Annotated in this window: 14 protein-coding genes and 1 tRNA gene; 6 read left to right on the top strand and 9 right to left on the bottom strand. The window is 69.9% G+C overall.

The features are described 5' to 3' along the window. Positions 1-7: 7 nt before the first annotated feature. Together ACTWJ8_RS19455 and ACTWJ8_RS19450 are read right to left on the bottom strand one after the other, a co-directional pair. On the bottom strand, positions 8-274 hold the full coding sequence (locus tag ACTWJ8_RS19455) for a hypothetical protein (protein WP_443264688.1): 267 nt from the start codon (positions 272-274) through the stop codon (positions 8-10). A gap of 78 nt (positions 275-352) precedes the next feature. Continuing rightward, positions 353-426 (bottom strand) — tRNA-Gly (locus ACTWJ8_RS19450). A gap of 509 nt (positions 427-935) precedes the next feature. Between ACTWJ8_RS19450 and dcd the strand changes: the two genes are divergently transcribed. Together dcd and ACTWJ8_RS19440 are read left to right on the top strand one after the other, a co-directional pair. Further along, positions 936-1,511 (top strand): dCTP deaminase, encoded by a 576-nt coding sequence (dcd, locus tag ACTWJ8_RS19445; protein WP_306318372.1) that lies wholly within the window; start codon positions 936-938, stop codon positions 1,509-1,511. Between the two features lie 11 nt (positions 1,512-1,522). After that, positions 1,523-2,032, top strand: coding sequence for a phosphoribosyltransferase (locus tag ACTWJ8_RS19440; protein ID WP_443264686.1), 510 nt, complete (start codon positions 1,523-1,525; stop codon positions 2,030-2,032). 54 nt (positions 2,033-2,086) lie between these two features. Here the strand turns inward: ACTWJ8_RS19440 and ACTWJ8_RS19435 are convergent, their stop codons facing one another. The 7 genes from ACTWJ8_RS19435 to ACTWJ8_RS19405 all read right to left on the bottom strand — a co-directional run bounded on the left by ACTWJ8_RS19435 (position 2,087) and on the right by ACTWJ8_RS19405 (position 12,979). Continuing rightward, entirely contained in the window at positions 2,087-3,520 is a 1,434-nt protein-coding gene (locus ACTWJ8_RS19435; RefSeq protein WP_443264684.1) for a recombinase family protein, read from the bottom strand. A 166-nt stretch (positions 3,521-3,686) separates the two neighbouring features. Further along, complete coding sequence (locus ACTWJ8_RS19430; protein ID WP_443264682.1) at positions 3,687-4,556, bottom strand: Yip1 family protein; 870 nt, start codon at positions 4,554-4,556, stop codon at positions 3,687-3,689. A gap of 107 nt (positions 4,557-4,663) precedes the next feature. Next, the gene (locus tag ACTWJ8_RS19425; RefSeq protein ID WP_443264680.1) at positions 4,664-6,037 is read right to left on the bottom strand and encodes an FG-GAP and VCBS repeat-containing protein; all 1,374 of its coding nucleotides are present in this window, start codon (positions 6,035-6,037) and stop codon (positions 4,664-4,666) included. A 113-nt stretch (positions 6,038-6,150) separates the two neighbouring features. Beyond that, entirely contained in the window at positions 6,151-7,665 is a 1,515-nt protein-coding gene (locus ACTWJ8_RS19420) for an FG-GAP repeat protein (protein WP_443264679.1), read from the bottom strand. A gap of 200 nt (positions 7,666-7,865) precedes the next feature. Then, entirely contained in the window at positions 7,866-9,026 is a 1,161-nt protein-coding gene (locus tag ACTWJ8_RS19415; protein ID WP_443264677.1) for an FG-GAP repeat domain-containing protein, read from the bottom strand. Between the two features lie 68 nt (positions 9,027-9,094). Further along, complete coding sequence (locus tag ACTWJ8_RS19410; protein WP_443264675.1) at positions 9,095-10,489, bottom strand: FG-GAP repeat protein; 1,395 nt, start codon at positions 10,487-10,489, stop codon at positions 9,095-9,097. Between the two features lie 207 nt (positions 10,490-10,696). Further along, positions 10,697-12,979 (bottom strand): (Fe-S)-binding protein, encoded by a 2,283-nt coding sequence (locus tag ACTWJ8_RS19405; RefSeq protein WP_443264674.1) that lies wholly within the window; start codon positions 12,977-12,979, stop codon positions 10,697-10,699. 196 nt (positions 12,980-13,175) lie between these two features. Here ACTWJ8_RS19405 and ACTWJ8_RS19400 point away from each other — a divergent pair, with 196 nt between their 5' ends. The 4 genes from ACTWJ8_RS19400 (at position 13,176) to grpE (ending at position 17,667) form a co-directional block, all read left to right on the top strand. Then, entirely contained in the window at positions 13,176-13,991 is an 816-nt protein-coding gene (locus tag ACTWJ8_RS19400; RefSeq protein ID WP_443264672.1) for an NAD-dependent epimerase/dehydratase family protein, read from the top strand. A 2-nt stretch (positions 13,992-13,993) separates the two neighbouring features. Further along, complete coding sequence (locus ACTWJ8_RS19395) at positions 13,994-14,971, top strand: glycosyltransferase (protein WP_356386965.1); 978 nt, start codon at positions 13,994-13,996, stop codon at positions 14,969-14,971. A gap of 183 nt (positions 14,972-15,154) precedes the next feature. Further along, positions 15,155-17,008 carry a molecular chaperone DnaK gene (gene dnaK / locus ACTWJ8_RS19390; RefSeq protein WP_356386968.1) on the top strand — a complete coding sequence of 618 codons (1,854 nt, stop codon included), beginning with the start codon at positions 15,155-15,157 and terminating at the stop codon, positions 17,006-17,008. Continuing rightward, positions 17,005-17,667 (top strand): nucleotide exchange factor GrpE, encoded by a 663-nt coding sequence (gene grpE / locus ACTWJ8_RS19385; protein ID WP_356386971.1) that lies wholly within the window; start codon positions 17,005-17,007, stop codon positions 17,665-17,667. Before dnaK ends, grpE begins: the two co-directional genes overlap by 4 nt. Positions 17,668-17,690: the final 23 nt, after the last annotated feature.

Raw genomic sequence — 17,690 nt, 5'->3', positions numbered from 1 at the left:
GCGCCCCTCAGCACTTCTTCTTCAGCACCTCATAGAAGTCGTCGGCGAACTCGTCCCTCGTCTGCTCCGACGGATACGCCGGAATCATGACGGGACGCTGAGGGTCGTGCGCCCGATAGGCCTCGCAGTACTCGCGGCGGTCCGCCCTGCTGCTCTCGTACCAGGCGCCCTCGGCGGGCGACCTGGTCGGGTGGAGGTCGGGCTCGGCCTCCGAACACGCGGTGAGCAGCGCCCCCGCAAGAACCATCACCGCACACATGCGCACACGCTTCATGGACCCCCCCAGAGCCACCCCCACCGCTTGTTTCCGCGCAAGCAAAAAGGCCCGGGTCGATGACCTGGGCCTTTGGCGTGGAGCGGGTGACGAGAATCGAACTCGCGCTCTAAGCTTGGGAAGCTCATGTTCTACCATTAAACTACACCCGCGCGGTACGGACGTTGGAGCGATCCGTACTGGCGACACTGTACCTCATGCCGGGCCCCGGGCGCTGACGCCCCGGGGCCCGGCTGCGTTGTGGGGGGTGGAAGTGACTGCGGGTGAAGGGAGTTGAAGCGTACGGTGGGGGCTCCGGCCGAAGACGATTCACCACGGGGTGCCGCCTGGATCGGCGTCCCTTTCATCCCGTAATGTTGCTTTTCGTCGTCGGCCAGGAATTGGCCCAATGGCTCCGTGGGGAAGGGACTCCGGGACTTGATGGACTCGATGGACCGCACCGTCGTCCGATGTGCCGAAGGGCACGTGTTCAGCACCGCTTCGTTCCCGATGCAGCAGGCCGACCGCCTCGGTCCGGCCCGGCTCATCCGGTGTCCGCGGTGCGCGCGACTTCGGCACGCCGTTCCCGTGGGACCGGACGAGCGGTAGAGCAGTACTGACGACAGTGGGCGCGGGCCCCGCCGATTGTGGCGGGCCCGCGCCCACTGCGTATCCTCGCTACGTGCTTCTCTCAGACAAGGACATCCGGGCCGAGATCGACGCCGGACGGGTGCGCATCGATCCCTACGACGAGTCGATGGTTCAGCCGTCGAGTATTGATGTGCGTCTCGACCGGTACTTCCGGGTGTTCGAGAACCACAAGTACCCGCACATCGACCCGAGCGTCGAGCAGTCGGAGCTGACGCGGGAAGTGGTGCCGGAGGGCGACGAGCCGTTCATCCTGCACCCCGGCGAGTTCGTGCTGGCCTCGACGTACGAGGTCATCTCCCTGCCCGAGGACCTCGCCTCGCGCCTCGAGGGCAAGAGCTCGCTCGGCCGCCTCGGCCTCGTGACCCACTCCACGGCCGGCTTCATCGACCCCGGCTTCAGCGGCCACGTGACGCTCGAGCTGTCGAACCTCGCGACGCTGCCCATCAAGCTGTGGCCCGGCATGAAGATCGGCCAGCTGTGCATGTTCCGGCTGTCGTCCCCCGCCGAGTTCCCGTACGGCAGCGAGCGCTACGGTTCGCGTTACCAGGGACAGCGCGGCCCGACCGCCTCCCGCTCCTTCCTCAACTTCCATCGGACCCAGGTGTGAGCAGCAGCAACATGAGTGACGTGCGCGAGAACCTTACGTACGAGAAGTTCGGCGTCGCCATGCGCGAGCTCGCGCAGACCATCGCCGACGACGGCTACCAGCCCGACATCATCCTGAGCATCGCCCGCGGCGGCGTCTTCGTCGCCGGCGGCCTCGGGTACGCGCTGGACGTGAAGAACATCCACCTGGTGAACGTGGAGTTCTACACCGGCGTCGGCACCACGCTGGAAATGCCGGTCATGCTCGCCCCCGTGCCGAACGCGATCGACTTCAGCGAGAAGAAGGTCCTGATCACGGACGACGTCGCGGACACCGGCAAGACCCTGAAGCTGGTCCACGACTTCTGCCTCGACACGGTCGCCGAGGTCCGCTCCGCGGTCGTCTATGAGAAGTCCCACTCGCTCGTGAAGTGCGAGTACGTGTGGAAGCGCACGGACGACTGGATCAATTTCCCGTGGAGCGTCTTGCCTCCGGTACACAAGTCCGGTGAGGCACCCAAGGCGAACAAGGAAGCCCTTTAACGGGTCCTTCGCCTTGCCGGAGCGCAGCAGGGTCGGCTGCATGTCGGATGGGGGCTACCGCCAGACGGGGTCGATCAGGGTGGGGTCGAAGGTGCGGCGGCCGCGGCCGGCGGGGTGGATGATCACGGCTGACAGGCTTCGTAGGACGGTCTCCCGCTGCCGTTCGATGGGGAGATCGAAGAACTCGGTCGGGGACAGGTCGCCTGTCGCGGCCCGGGCCTGCGACTGTTTCTGGTCCTTGTAGAAGCGGGCCCGTTCCAGCTTCAGCGCGTCGCGCTCCCTCTCCTTGTCGGGGAGGAGCTGAAGCAGCGTGGACACGGTGATCTGCCTGGACTTCTCGGCCTCCAGGAGCCGACCGATGTCCGCCTGCACCGCGTCCAACTCACCTTGCCGGGGCCACTGCTGCTCGGGCGGTACGTCTTGCACCGCGGCCTTGTCCCGCTGGTCCTCGAGCACGAGTTCCACGATCAGCTTGTCCACGGGCTCGCCGGTGCGTCCGACCTTTCCGCAGCCGCCGTTGACCACCGAGCACTGGTACGAGTACTTCGCCGCCTTCGACCCGGGCTTCCAGCGCGGATTCACCTGACCCCGGATCTTGGTCTTGCACAGGCCGCAGCGTGCGATGCCCGAGAGCAGGTACTTCCGGGCGAGCGTCTGTCCGGGCCGCTGCTGCTTCCGCTCGGCAACCGCAGCGCACACCGCCTCCCACTCGGCCAACGTGTTGATCGGCTCCCACTCGCCCATGACGGGCTCGCCGTCGTCCCCGGTCAGGATCTCGCCGTGATAGGTCCGGTAACCGACCAGCCGGGGGCTGGTCAGGATGTGCTCGACGTGGTGGTGGGCCATGCGCTTCGTACCGGCGCGCGGGTTGCCGAGCCCCTCCTCCTGCCACCTCGTGCGGATGGTGCCGATGCGGACCCCCGCCAAGATCTCCTGCTGAGCCGTCCGAATGGCCTGTGCCGCCTTGGGGTCGACCTTCGTACGGTCGTCCTTGCACCATCCGTACGGCGCAGGGCCTCCGCTGTCCCTGCCCTGCCGGGCCAGCTCCAGGTGCTTCCGCTTGATCCGGCGGGAGGCGTCGTGGGAGGACTTGTTGGCGAAAGCGACCATGACGCGGGCCATGGTCCGGCCGTCCGGTGCCGCCAGGTTGACGTCGTTGGTGACCGTGGCGAACTCGGCTCTCGGCCGCTCGTCGTAGATCTCGATCAGCCGTTCCAAGTCGCGGGGCTGTCGGGCCAGGCGGTCCAGGTCGTACGCGACGATGCCCTGGATGAGGCCGGAGCGGAGATCCTGCAACATCAGCTCGAACTCGTCGCGCACTACGTTGCGCTTGAACGCCGACACGTCGTTGTCCTCGTAGACCTTCACAGCCTGCCAGGACCGGAGGTCGGCGAGATGCTCGCAGTCCTGCCGTTGACGGGCCACGCCCATCGCGTCGCCCTCGTCGTCCCGCGAGATGCGGGTGTAGATCCCTACTTTGCGCGCCACGCTGATCGTGCCCCCCGTTTGGCAGTGACCCGGAGCACAGCAACGTAACCAACGTCATGCGGGCAAGTCAGGGCAACGGTCGATCCACCCCAGGTCGAGTGAATGCGACGCACATGAGGGGCCCCGCGGGGCCCCTCATGTCCTGTGCCGGAAGGTTCCGGAACGTCTAGAACGTGCCCAGCTTGATGATCGACAGGAGGGCGATCAGCTGGATGGCGGAGGCGGCGAGGGCCTTGGGCCAGGGGAGGTCGTGGGACTTGGAGACCATCGTGGTCAGCAGGGCGCCCGCCGCGACCCACGTCGCCCAGCCGATGACCTGGACGAACATCTCGTCGCCGCCGAGGAACATGCCGAACACGAGGCGCGGCGCGTCGGTGAGGGACGCGATCAGCATGGACAGGCCGACCGTGGGCTGCCAGGCACCGTCGCCGCCGAGCTGGCGGGCCAGGGTGTGGGTGACGACGCCGAGGACGAAGAAGCTGAGCGTCACGGCGATGCCGGTCGACAGGACGTAGGGGATCGCCGCGGACATCGTGGCGTTGATGACGTCCTCGCGGGCGCCGTCGAAGCCGAAGATGGCGAGCAGGCCGTAGAGGAAGGTGACGACGAGCGCCGGTCCCCACATCGCGTAGTCGCGCATCTGCAGGTACGTCTGCGAGGGGCGCAGGACGACGCCGCTGAGCAGTTGCTTCCAGTGCAGGCGGGGGCCGATCGGTCCTGCCGGGGCCGTGGCCCCCGCCTGGTAGGTGGCGCCCTGGGTGTAGGCGTACGGGTCCTCGTCGGGGTTCACCGAGAACGCCTGGGTGTGACCGGGGTTGTTCGCGGCGTACGGGTCGTGGGCACGCGGCGCGTTCGGCTCGCCGAAGTACTCGGGCTCGCCGTGCCCGCCGTTCGCCTGCGGCCACTGCTGCCGCTGCGGGGCGTGCTGCGGTTGCTGCTGCCCGTATCCGTACTGCTGCTGCGGGGGGCCGTACGGGGGGTGCCCCTGCGGCGCTTCGCGGTTGTCCCGGCCGCGTCCGTTCCTGAATCCAGCCACGTACTCGAACGTACCTGTTTTCCATGAACGGAATGCCGGGCCAGGGGCCAGGGCCCGGCATTGCGGCTGACCTGTGACATCCCCTAAGGGAGTGCCCTGGGGCGGCCCTAGGGCTGGAGGAACGCTTCGATCGGGAACTCGTCGGCCGATGTCACCCCCTTCGTCGTGCTGCCGGCAGCGGAGCCGGGCAGTCGCAGCGAGCCGACGCCCGCCGAGATGTACAGGTCGGCGTACCCGTCACGGTTCGTGTCGCGCAGCCGGACGAGCCCGCCGAACCCGTCGTCCGACTCCAGTGCGCCGGGCACCCCCGGGCTGTTGCGGGCGAACCACTGCGAGCCGGTGCCGGACAGTCCGGACGACCTGCCCTTGAGGACGTGGACGCCGCCCGCGCTTTCCTTGCCGTCGATCGCTTCGTTGCGCACGCCGATCGCGAGGTCCTGGTAGCCGTCCCCGTTGACGTCGCCCGCCGAGATCGAGGAGCCGAACTCGTCGTAGTTCTCCGGGGTTCCGGCCATTCCGCTGCTCGACTGTGTGATGCGGGTGCTGTCGGACGGGCCGCCGGACGAGCCGTACCAGACGCTCAGGCGGCCCTTGTGCTTCGAGTAGAGGGCGGTGCCGACGGCGATGTCGCCATAGCCGTCCTTGTCGAAGTCGGCGATGACGCCGTCGCCGCCGCGGTCGGCGCTGCCGCCGTTGCCGGACTCGGACTCCAGGCGGAGGGTCGCGCCTGAGGTCGGCGAGGAGCTGGTGCCCTTGAGGAACCAGGCGTCCGAGGCGATGTACGAGGACGTGACGACGTCGCCGATGATCACGAGGTCGGTCTTGGCGTCCCCGTTGATCTTCCCCGCGATGAGGGCGGTGGAGTAGAAGGAGCTCGTCTTGTCGTGCTTGGTGATGGTGCCGGTGGTGCCGGAGCGGGTGAGCGGGCCCCGGTAGACGTAGGTGACGGCGCCGTTGATGAGGGCCAGGTCCTGCTTGCCGTCCCCGTTGAAGTCGCCGGTCGCCAGGTCCTTGCCCATGGCGTTGTACGAGTCCGGGTTCTTGTTCTGCAGCGTGGTGCCGGTCGACAGGCCGGTGGCCGAGCCCCACAGGATCGTGACGGCGCCCTGGTCGGCGCCCGCGGAGCCGTTCTCGCCGGTCGCGGCCACGGCGAGGTCGCCGTAGCCGTCTGCGTCGAAGTCCGCCGCGGCCCGGACCTCGCCGAACATGTCGTCGGCCTCGTCGGCGCCGGGCACTCCGGTGCTCGCCTGGCTGATGCGCTCGGTGGTGGTGCCGGGGCCGTTCGCCGTGCCGTACACGACGGCGACGCTGCCGCCGCCGTGGGAGCTGTAGCTCGCGTACGCGTAGTCGCGGTGGCCGTCGCCGTTGAAGTCGTCGGCGTACGTGGCGGCCGCCGCGGTCGCGGACGTCGAGGCGAGAGGGACGAGGAGGCCGGCGGCGAGGGCGGCGCCGACCGTGAGGCTGAGGGTTCTGGTGCGCAAGGCGGTGCTCCTGCGGGGCCGGCAGTCCGGGGCGGAACGGATGGTGGGGCGCCATAGGGGCCGGACCTCGTGAAAGGCCCGGCCCCCAATGGCGTACGGGCTTGTGCGGAGGGTCAGTTGGCGGCGTTCGCGCCGAAGCGCGGGGCGCCGTCCGTGCTGACACCCGCGGCCGACGTGGAGATGGAGCGGGAACCGGTCGCGGTGATCTTCGTGCCGTCGGACGGCAGGTAGGTCAGGGCGCCGTTGCCCCCGTTCTCGCCGTAGGCGGCGACGACCAGGTCCGCCTTGCCGTCCTTGTTGGTGTCGGCGAGCTTCACCTCGCCGCCGAAGTAGTCGTTCTTCTCGTCGCTGCCGGGGACGCCGGCCGTGGACTGGGCGAAGAACTGGGTTCCGGATGTGGTGTTCAGCCCGTTCTCGGAACCGTAGAGGACGGTCACGGAGCCGGCGTTGACGACGCCGTCCAGGTTCTCGCCGGGGGCGCCGACGGCGACGTCGGTGTAGCCGTCGCCGTTGACGTCGCCGACGGAGAGCTCACTGCCGAACCAGTCGCCGCGCTCGGAGCCGCCGGGCACGTTGCCGGTGTCCTGGGAGATGTCCGTGGCGGCGGCGGGGCCGGTCGCCGATCCGTACGTGATGTGGATCTGGCCGCCGGTGACGGAGCCGGGGACGGTGACGGTGCTGCCGTCGGGGTTCTTGGTGTCCGGGTCCCACTCCTGGCCGGTGACGATGTCGCCGAAGCCGTCGCCGTTGACGTCGCCGATCCCGGTGATGATGCCGCGCTTGAGCTGCTCGGCGCCGCTGGTGGTGAGGCCGGTGGCGGAACCGGGCACGTAGTAGTTCGTGTTGTAGCCCATGTCGCTGTCGGTCTCGTAGCCGTTGACGACGAGGTCGGAGCGGTTGTCGCCGTTGATGTCGCCGGCGAACAGGTTGAGCGGGCCTCCGGAGCCACCGCTGACGATGGCCGGGCGGACGGTGTAGCGGCCGCCGAGCGAGGCGGACTTCGTGGTGCTGCCCTTGTAGACGTAGATCGTGGCGGAGGTCGAACCGATGGCGAGGTCGTCCTTGCCGTCGCCGTCGAAGTCGCCCGCGGCCAGGGAGTCGCCCCACTTGTCGTGGGAGGAGACGGCCGGGTCGGTGATGGTGGTGCCGCCGGACAGGCCGCTCGCCGAGCCCCACAGGATGGCCACGGTGCCGCCGTTGACGTCGGTGCCGACCTTCTCCCACGGGGCGCCGACGGCGAGGTCGTCGAAGCCGTCGTGGTTGAAGTCGCCGTACGCGCTGACCCAGCCGAAGCCGTCGTACGACTCGGCGGTGCCGGGTACGCCGGTGGTGTTCTGGCTGATGGTGCTGCGCTTGGTGGACGTGGTGCCGCTCGCGGAGCCGTACAGGGCGACGAGGTTGCCGGCGCCCTTCTTGCCGGAGACGGTGGCGTCCCCTGCGGAGACCGCCACGTCGCCGTAGCCGTCCCCGTTGAAGTCGGCCTGCGGGTGGTGCACGGAGTCAGCGGCCCCGGCGGTTCCCGCGGACACGGCGAGCAGGCCGCCGGTCAGCGCGGCGGCCGTCGCGGTGGCGGTCGCGAGGCGGATCCGGGTGCGGGAAGGGGCGGGGGTGCGTCTGTGCTTGGCCATTCGGTTGGCTCCTGCGGGAAGGGGACGCCTGGCGGGCGTCCCGTCAACGGGGTGCCGTTCGCGGGGCGTTCGCCGGGGGTTGTCCTGGGCATGACGCTGCGTTCGGCGAACAGGAGACCGTTTGTGGGGCAGGAGGGTTGTACGGGGAAGGGGACGAGTTTTCTCGAGTCAGTCAGCCAGCCAGCCAGCCGGTCAGCCGGTCAGTCGGAGAAGTCGCGGGTTCGGAAGGTGAGTTGGTGGGACTTCTTCGGGGTGCCGGTGACGATCGTGATGCGGTCCGGGGTCGTCGACTGGAGGGCCGTGTCGATGTGGCCGTCGCCGTCGTAGTCCGCCGCGGCGATCGCGTGGCCCTTGGCGGGGAGGCGGTGGGCCTTGCCCGCGTGGAGGAGGTGCGTGGTGTCGGCGGTGGAGACGAGTACGTCGTCGCCGGACGGCAGCAGGTGGTCGCCGGTGACGTCGATCGTACGGGGGCCCACGCGGACGCCGTTCTTGGTGAGGACCGCCACCCCGAAGGGCCCCGCCACCGCCGCCGTGCCGGAGGCGTACGTGGGGCCCTTCGTGAAGCCGTTCGGGCCGCCCAGGGCGACCGTGGTGCGGGCCGTGCCCGCGTGGGCGCGGAGGAGGACGTCATCGACGCCGTCGTCGTCGATGTCGGCCGCGGGGCCGGTCGGAACGTTTCCGCCGACCCGGGCGATCCCGACGTCGCCGCGTGGCGCCCCGCCCCGGGTGAACGGCCCGGGCAGGACGCTGAGCCGGCCCCCGCTCGCGTGCACCACGAGGTCGTCGCGGCCGTCGCCGTCGAAGTCGCCGCACACCGGCTGGTCGGGCCACTCGTTGCCGAACCTGGCCCGCGCCGGGATCTTCAGCGTGGCGCCCTTGCCGGCGATCCCGGTGGGCGAGCCGAAGAGGATGCGCAACGGGACGGGCGGCATGCCCTGCCCGTCGTACGGCGGGTCGGTCGAGACCACGAGGTCGGTGTACCCGTCCCGGTCGAGGTCGCAGGCGGCCTCGGAGGCGAACGCCGACGCCGCGTACGTCGCGGGGGAGAGCAACTGGCGGGTGGCGAAGTCGGGTCCGTGGCCCTTGCGTCCGTAGACGATGCCGATGCCGGGGTCGTCGCCGAGCCCGTCGTGCGCGAGATCGTCGACGACGAGGTCGGGGGCGCCGTCGCCGTTGAAGTCGCTCGGGGTCCTGCTGCCCTTGCCGCGCGGGACCGGCAGCGGCGCGCTCCGGTGCTGCTTGCCGGCGACGGCGACGGGGTGCCGGTCGCCCGCGTCGTCGCCGCCGCACCCGGTGAGCGCGGCGGCGAGCAGCGCGGCGCACAGGGCGCCGCCGACCCCTCTTCGTATGTGATCCGGCATCAACAACGCCCCCGCCCGTCCCATGAGTTCACAGCCTCCCCATGATGGCAGGACCCCGCGCGGGGCCGTCAGCGCAGGGACGTGCCGAACGAGATGCCCGCGCCGGGCAGCCCGAAGTCGGCGCCGTTGAACGAGGTCACGCCGGTGGTCGTCGGGTACGGGGACGCGCCGCGCAGCACCGTGACGGCGCCCGCGTCCGCCTTCGTGCCGATGTCCTCGCCGGACGCGGCGACGGAGAGGTCCGCGCGGCCGCCGCCGTCGATGTCCTTGAGCCGGACCGTGGACCCGAAGCGGTCGCCGGGCTCGGCGACGCCCGGCACCCCTGCGGTGTCCTGGTGGTAGGCGCGGCCTTCGTCGATGTAGCCCTTGCCGCCCTTGAGGACGACGACGGAGCCGGTGCCCTTGACGCCGTCGACGGTCTCGCCGGGCGCGCCGACCGCCACCTCGGCGCAGCCGTCCGCGTCGACGTCGCCGACGGAGACGGACGCGCCGAACCGGTCCCCGGCCTCGCTCGCTCCCGGCACCCCGGCGCTGTCCTGGGTGACCTTGTCCATGCCCTCCATCTCGTCGGTGAAGATGGTGGATCCGCCGTAGAACACCCAGATGGAGTTGTCGGCGGCCTGACCGGTGACGAGGTCGGGGTAGCCGTCGCAGTTGATGTCGCCGGTGGCGGCGGTCTCGGTGGTGGAGCCCGTGTACTGGCCGTCGATCCGGCCGGAGCGGTAGCCGATGTCGCCGGGGCCGCCGTCGACCCAGCCGGTGTAGGGGCTGCCGTCGGCGTGCTTGCCGTAGAGGACGTACGTGTAGGTCCTGCCGACGCCGGTGCCGTGGAACTGGTCGGCGGTGAGGCCTTCGAGGGTGACGTCGGACGGGACGAACTCGACCTCCGGCGCGTAGGCGTCCTCGGGCTTGTTGGAGTCGGAGTACCACCAGAACTTCTTGGCGCTGACGGCGGCGAGCTGCGCGTGGTCGTCGCCGTCGAGGTCGACGAGGACGGCGCTCTCGCCGAAGCGTTCGTCGTCGGCGGAGGGCGCGTGGTAGACGGTGGCGCCCCGCGTGAAGCCGTTCGCGCCGCCCCAGACGACGTCGAGCGAGCCGCTCGCCCAGTCGGTGACCTGTTCGCCGGGGGCGCCGACGATGAGGTCGGCGTAGCCGTCGCCGTCGACGTCGCCGCTGGTGACGTTCTCGCCGAACTCGTCCTCGCGTTCGGTGACGCCGGGGACGCCCGCGGTCTCCTGGGTGATCGTCACGGCCTTGCCGGGGCCGACGCCGGAGGACGAGCCGAACGTCACGGTCACCGCGTTGGCGCCGGGGGTTCCGATGGCGAGGTCGCGGTGGCCGTCGCCGTTGAAGTCGTCCTTGAGCGTGCTCGCGGCGGACGCGGTGCCGGCGAGCGGCAGCGTGAGGCCTCCGGCGGCGAGGGCGGCGATGCCCACCGCGACGGCGAGTCTTCGGATGCGCACGGTCAACTCCCTGGGGGGATCGGCTTGTTGCGTTCGTTCACCTGTGTGACAGCCGAGGTACGGCGGTGGTTGTACGGGAGGGTGCCGGGCGCCGGTGGCGGAGGCCGGTGCCGGGCGGGCATGCGAGAGGGCCCCGCCTTCCGCGTGCGGACGGAAGGCGGGGCCCTCGGGGCAGGGGCGTGGCAGCCCCGGCTGGGGGAGTCGGCGCTACTTCACCGGCTCGGGCTCGGGCGCGTCCTCGGTCTCGGCCTCGCCCGCCGGGTCGACCGGCGTCTTGACGGAGTCGAGCAGGAGCTGCGCGACGTCGACGACCTGGACGGACTCCTTGGCCTTGCCGTCGTTCTTCTTGCCGTTGACCGAGTCGGTCAGCATGACGAGGCAGAACGGGCAGGCGGTGGAGACGATGTCCGGGTTGAGCGAGAGGGCTTCGTCGACGCGCTCGTTGTTGATGCGCTTGCCGATCCGCTCCTCCATCCACATGCGGGCACCACCGGCGCCGCAGCAGAAGCCGCGCTCCTTGTGGCGGTGCATCTCCTCGTTGCGGATGCCGGGCACCTTGCCGATGATCTCGCGCGGCGGCGTGTAGATCTTGTTGTGGCGGCCCAGGTAGCACGGGTCGTGGTAGGTGATGATGCCCTCGACCGGGGTGACGGGGAGCAGCTTGCCCTCGTCGACCAGGTGCTGGAGCAGCTGGGTGTGGTGGATGACCTCGTAGTCGCCGCCGATCTGCGGGTACTCGTTGCCGATCGTGTTGAGGCAGTGCGGGCAGGTCGCGACGATCTTCTTGGCGGTCTTCGGCTTCTTGGACTCGGCCGTGACGTTGCCCTCGTCGTCGTACTCCTCGCCGAACGCCATGTTGAGGGACATGACGTTCTCCTGGCCGAGCTGCTGGAAGAGCGGCTCGTTGCCGAGGCGGCGGGCGGAGTCACCGGTGCACTTCTCGTCGCCGCCCATGATCGCGAACTTGACGCCCGCGATGTGCAGCAGCTCGGCGAAGGCCTTGGTGGTCTTCTTGGCGCGGTCCTCGAGGGCGCCGGCGCAGCCGACCCAGTACAGGTACTCGACCTCGGTGAGGTCCTCGATGTCCTTGCCGACGACCGGGACCTCGAAGTCGAGCTCCTTGAGCCACTCCAGGCGCTGCTTCTTGGCCAGGCCCCAGGGGTTGCCCTTCTTCTCCAGGTTCTTGAGCATCGTGCCCGCCTCGGACGGGAACGCGGACTCGATCATCACCTGGTAGCGGCGCATGTCGACGATGTGGTCGACGTGCTCGATGTCGACGGGGCACTGCTCGACGCAGGCGCCGCAGGTGGTGCAGGACCACAGGACGTCCGGGTCGATGACGCCGTTCTCCTCGGCGGTGCCGATCAGCGGGCGCTCGGCCTCGGCGAGGGCGGCCGCGGGCACGTCCTTGAGCTGCTCCTCGGTGGCCTGCTCCTCGCCCTCCATGGACTTGCCGCCGCCGGCGAGCAGGTAGGGGGCCTTGGCGTGCGCGTGGTCGCGCAGCGACATGATGAGCAGCTTCGGGGAGAGCGGCTTGCCGGTGTTCCAGGCGGGGCACTGCGACTGGCAGCGGCCGCACTCGGTGCAGGTGGAGAAGTCGAGCAGGCCCTTCCAGGAGAAGTGCTCGACCTGGGAGACGCCGTAGACGTCGTCCTCGCCCGGGTCCTCGAAGTCGATCGGCTCGCCCTTGGAGGTCATCGGCTGGAGCGCGCCGAGCGCGACGTCGCCGTCCGCCTCGCGCTTGAACCAGATGTTGGGGAAGGCCAGGAAGCGGTGCCAGGCGACACCCATGTCGGTCTTCAGGGCGACCGTGATCATCCAGATGAAGGACGTCGCGATCTTCACGCCGGCGAAGAAGTACGTCAGGTTCTGGAGCGTGGAGACGTCCATGCCCGCGAGCCAGTGGACGACCGGGTACGAGATGAAGAACGAGGCCTCGTAGCTGTCGACGTGGTGCTGGGCGCCTTCGAGGGCGTGCAGCATGAAGATGCAGACGCCGACGATGAGGATGACGGCCTCGACGAAGTACGCCTGGCCGAAGTTGGAGCCCGCGAAGCGGGACTTGCGGCCCGGCTTGCGCGGGTGGCTCAGCTGGCGGATCGCGATGAGCACCGCGATGCCGAGCACGGTGAGCGTGCCGATGAGCTCCACGAAGACGTTGTACGGCGCCCAGTCGCCGATGATCGGCAGGATCCAGTCGGCCTTGAACAGCTGGCCGATGGCGTTGACGATCGTCAGCAGCAGCGAGAAGAAGCCCACCGCCACGAACCAGTGCGCGACACCCACGATGCCCCACCGGTTCATACGGGTGTGGCCGAGGAACTCCTTGGCCACGGTGACGGTGCGCTGCACGGGTTCGTCGGTACGCGTGCCCTTCGGCACGTTCTGGCCGAGCCGCACGTAGCGGAAGATCTGCGCGATGGCTCGGACGAACAGAGCCACGCCGACCACGATCAGGGCCAGCGACACGATGATCGCGGCGAGTTGCATTTGGGGGCTCCTGGGTACTGGCTACTAAGCGGTAACTTAGGTTGTCCGTCTGAGACTACCCACTTACCCGGTCGCAATGTAGTCGCCGGGCTGGTGATCTGTGTCGCCCAGGTAACCCTGTGCGGGGCCGGACGGGGCGCCAAAGCGGATCGTGTTATTCACCCCATATTTGGACATAACGGAATAACTTATGGGGATGAGCGCACCGACGACGACCGCACCCTCCCCCTTTCTGGTCACCGGAGGCGCGGGCTTCGTCGGCTCGCACCTCACGGACGCGCTGCTCGCTCAGGGACACACCGTCGTCGTCCTCGACGACCTGTCCACGGGCGACCGCGCGAACCTCGCCGCCGCCTGGCCGAACCCACGCCTGCGCTTCGTGCGCGGCTCGGCCCTCGACGCCCGGCTCGTCACCGAACTCGCGGGCCGCTGCGCCACCGTGGTCCACCTGGCCACCGAGGGCGCCACCCCCGTCGCCGACGCCGCCCGCCGGCACGGCAGCCGGCTGCTCGTCGCCGCCGACGGGCCGGTCGACGACCCCGAGGCGACCGTCGTCCGTCTCCACGACACCGTCGGCCCCCGCCAGTCGCCCCGGTCCGGCGCCGTCCTGCCGCGCCTCGCCGAACAGGCCGTCGCCGGGCTGACCCTGACGATCCACGGCGACGGCACCGGGCGGCTGCGCCTCACGCACGTCGCCGACACCGTCGACGCGCTGCTGCGGCTGCTCGCCGAGCCCGCCGCCGTCGGGCGTTTCCTCGACGTCGCAGGCGAGCAGGAGACCGCCGTCGCCGACCTCGCCGGCGTTCTGGTGGAACGTTCCGGCAGTCCTTCGTCGCTCCGCTTCGTCCCGTACGAGGACGGGGGCGGGCGGGCACCCGTCCCCGACACCGCGCCGCTGCGCGAACTCACCGGATGGCGGGCCCGGCTCGGGCTCCTCGACATCGCCGACGCCGCCCTCGTCGAGGCGGGCGGCGCCTACGGCGTCGTACCGACCGGCGCGGCCAGGATCTGACCATGAGGATCGCCGTCGTGCACGGATTCGGCGCCCCCGGCGGCGAGGACGAGGCCGTGCTCGACCAGGTCGCCGCGCTCACCCGCGCCGGCCACGAGGTCCGCCTCGTCTCCGCGCACGGCCGGGGCCGCGGGCCGCTCGCCGCGCTGCGCGCCTTCGGCCCGGACGTCGTGCACGTCCACAACCTCTTCCCCGCCTACGGGCGCGCCTGGGTCGCCGACTGGACGGGACCGCTCGTCGCCACCCTGCGGCACGGGCCGCACCGCGGCTCCCGGCTCGCCGCGCTCCAACTCCCGTGGGCCACCGGGCGCGGCGGACCGCGCCAGGACCCGCTGCTGCGCCGCGCCGACCGCCTCGTGGTCCTCTCCGAGGCCGGCCGGGACGCCTGCGCCCGCGCCGGACTGCCCCGCGAACGCCTCGACGTGGTGCCCGACTTCGTGCCCACCGTCGCCGCGCCCGACACCGCGTCCGACGGCGGCTGGGTGTGCGTCGGGCGGCTCGCCCCGGACGACGGCACGCTCGAACTCCTGCGCCGCTGGCCCGCGGGTGAGCGGCTCGACGTGGTCGGGACCGGGCCCCTGGAAGCGCGCTGCCGGGCGGCGGCGCCCGCGTCGGTGCGGATGCGCGGGGCCGCGGGCCGTGGCGCGCTCAGGCGGGCGCTGCCGGGGTACCGGGGGATCGTGCTGCCGGGGCGGGGGCCGCGCAGGGCGGTTCCCCTCGTGTACGCGGAGGCGCTCGCGGCGGGGCTGCCGGTGCTGGCCTTCGAGGGGGCGGGGGAGTCGGCGGTGCCGCGCGCCGTACGGTCGGAGGGCACGGGCACGGTCACCACCCTCGACGCCCACCTCCCGGCCGCGCTCGACGTCGCGGCGAAGGTCTTCCCGACCCTGCGCGAACACTGCCGCACCGTGTACGCGAAGCACTACGGGGAACCCACCTGGCTGGACCGCACGGAACGCGTGTACGCAACGCTGAGGCCGTAGGTCCTCTCCCGGGCCCTCCGGCCCCAACCCGTAAAACACCAGGTCAGACCGGCCTGCGCTTCGCCATGCACATAAGGGCACGATAAAACTTGAGTGCGCTTGACTCAGGTCTGTTGACGGGGAGGGGGGAGGTGTTGCAGTCTTGAGTCAGTTCCACTCAAGTAGTCAGCTGGAGGAATCGAAATGGCACGTGCGGTCGGCATCGACCTGGGCACGACTAACTCCGTCGTCAGCGTTCTGGAGGGCGGTGAGCCCACCGTCATCGCGAACGCCGAGGGCGCCAGGACCACGCCGTCCGTCGTCGCTTTCGCGAAGAACGGCGAGGTGCTGGTCGGCGAGGTCGCCAAGCGCCAGGCGGTCACGAACGTGGACCGGACCATCCGCTCGGTGAAGCGCCACATGGGCACCGACTGGAAGATCGACCTGGACGGGAAGGACTTCAACCCGCAGCAGATCTCCGCGTTCATCCTGCAGAAGCTGAAGCGCGACGCGGAGTCCTACCTGGGCGAGAAGGTCACGGACGCGGTCATCACCGTCCCGGCCTACTTCAACGACTCGGAGCGCCAGGCGACGAAGGAAGCCGGCGAGATCGCGGGCATGAACGTCCTGCGCATCGTCAACGAGCCGACGTCCGCCGCCCTGGCCTACGGCCTGGACAAGGACGACCAGACCATCCTGGTCTTCGACCTCGGTGGTGGCACCTTCGACGTCTCGCTCCTGGAGATCGGCGACGGCGTCGTCGAGGTGAAGGCCACGAACGGCGACAACCAGCTCGGTGGTGACGACTGGGACCAGCGCGTCGTCGACTACCTGGTCAAGCAGTTCAACAACGGCAACGGCGTGGACCTGTCCAAGGACAAGATGGCGCTCCAGCGTCTGCGCGAGGCCGCCGAGAAGGCGAAGATCGAGCTGTCCTCCTCCACGGAGACCACGATCAACCTGCCGTACATCACGGCGTCCGCCGAGGGCCCGCTGCACCTGGACGAGAAGCTCACGCGCGCCCAGTTCCAGCAGCTCACGTCCGACCTTCTGGAGCGCTGCAAGACGCCGTTCCACAACGTCATCAAGGACGCGGGCATCCAGCTCTCCGAGATCGACCACGTCGTTCTCGTCGGTGGTTCGACCCGTATGCCGGCCGTCGCCGAGCTCGTCAAGGAGCTGACCGGCGGCAAGGAGGCCAACAAGGGTGTGAACCCGGACGAGGTCGTCGCCATCGGCGCCTCGCTCCAGGCCGGTGTCCTCAAGGGTGAGGTCAAGGACGTCCTGCTCCTCGACGTGACCCCGCTGTCCCTCGGTATCGAGACCAAGGGCGGCATCATGACCAAGCTCATCGAGCGCAACACCACGATCCCGACCAAGCGGTCCGAGATCTTCACGACGGCCGAGGACAACCAGCCGTCGGTGCAGATCCAGGTCTACCAGGGCGAGCGCGAGATCGCGGCGTACAACAAGAAGCTCGGCATGTTCGAGCTGACCGGTCTGCCGCCTGCCCCGCGTGGCGTCCCGCAGATCGAGGTCTCCTTCGACATCGACGCCAACGGCATCATGCACGTGACCGCGAAGGACCTGGGCACGGGCAAGGAGCAGAAGATGACCGTCACCGGCGGCTCCTCGCTGCCGAAGGACGAGGTCGACCGGATGCGCCAGGAGGCCGAGAAGTACGCGGACGAGGACCACGCCCGCCGCGAGGCCGCCGAGTCCCGCAACCAGGGCGAGCAGCTCGTCTACCAGACGGAGAAGTTCCTCAAGGACAACGAGGAGAAGGTTCCCGCCGAGGTGAAGACCGAGGTCGAGGAGGCCGTCACCGAGCTGAAGGAGAAGCTCAAGGGCGACGACTCGGCCGAGATCCGCACCGCCACCGAGAAGGTCGCCGCCGTCTCGCAGAAGCTGGGCCAGGCCATGTACGCCGACGCCCAGGCAGCGGGCGCCGAGGCCCCCGGTGCGGACGCCCCGCAGGGTGACGCCAAGGCCGACGACGACGTCGTGGACGCCGAGATCGTCGACGAGGACAAGGACCGCAAGGACGGTGCCGCGTGACGGAGGAGACCCCGGGCTTCGAGGAGAACGAGAAGCCTGACGTCCCCTCCGGCGCCACCCCCGAAGACGCCGAGCCGCAGGCCGCTCCCTCCGACAAGGAGGGGGCGGCCCCGGCCGGGGACTCAGCTTCCGCAGCTCAGGATGTAGCCCTGACCGCGCAGCTGGACCAGGTGCGCACGGCGCTCAACGAGCGCACGGCGGACCTCCAGCGCCTGCAGGCCGAGTACCAGAACTACCGGCGTCGTGTGGAGCGGGACCGCGTCACGGTCAAGGAGATCGCGGTGGCGAACCTCCTGACCGAGCTGCTTCCCGTCCTCGACGACATCGGCCGCGCCCGTGAACACGGCGAGCTCGTCGGCGGCTTCAAGTCCGTCGCGGAATCGCTGGAGACGGTCGCCGCCAAGATGGGCCTTCAGCAGTTCGGCAAGGAGGGCGAGCCCTTCGACCCGACCGTGCACGAGGCCCTGATGCACAGCTACGCGCCGGACGTCACGGAGACGACCTGCGTGGCGATCCTGCAGCCGGGCTACCGGATCGGCGAGCGCACCATCCGCCCCGCGCGGGTCGCGGTCGCGGAGCCGCAGCCGGGCGCGAAGGCCGACGAGGCAGCCGAGAGCAAGGATGCCGAGAAGGAGAACGGTGGCCCGGACGAGGGCTGACGTCACACACACGGGTAAGGAGG

Origin of the sequence: Streptomyces sp. SDT5-1, assembly GCF_052245995.1 — a bacterium.
In the GTDB taxonomy this organism is placed as follows: Bacteria; Actinomycetota; Actinomycetes; order Streptomycetales; family Streptomycetaceae; genus Streptomyces.
Note: the sequence above shows the minus strand (reverse complement) of the source record. Positions and strands in the feature narration are given on the sequence as shown.

Coding starts and splice junctions, on each gene's coding strand:
- ACTWJ8_RS19455 (WP_443264688.1), bottom strand. CDS start 274: ATGAAGCGTGTGCGCATGTGTGCGGTGATGGTTCTTGCGGGGGCGCTG.
- ACTWJ8_RS19440 (WP_443264686.1), top strand. CDS start 1,523: ATGAGTGACGTGCGCGAGAACCTTACGTACGAGAAGTTCGGCGTCGCC.
- ACTWJ8_RS19420 (WP_443264679.1), bottom strand. CDS start 7,665: ATGGCCAAGCACAGACGCACCCCCGCCCCTTCCCGCACCCGGATCCGC.
- ACTWJ8_RS19415 (WP_443264677.1), bottom strand. CDS start 9,026: ATGCCGGATCACATACGAAGAGGGGTCGGCGGCGCCCTGTGCGCCGCG.
- ACTWJ8_RS19405 (WP_443264674.1), bottom strand. CDS start 12,979: ATGCAACTCGCCGCGATCATCGTGTCGCTGGCCCTGATCGTGGTCGGC.
- ACTWJ8_RS19400 (WP_443264672.1), top strand. CDS start 13,176: ATGAGCGCACCGACGACGACCGCACCCTCCCCCTTTCTGGTCACCGGA.
- ACTWJ8_RS19395 (WP_356386965.1), top strand. CDS start 13,994: ATGAGGATCGCCGTCGTGCACGGATTCGGCGCCCCCGGCGGCGAGGAC.
- dnaK (WP_356386968.1), top strand. CDS start 15,155: ATGGCACGTGCGGTCGGCATCGACCTGGGCACGACTAACTCCGTCGTC.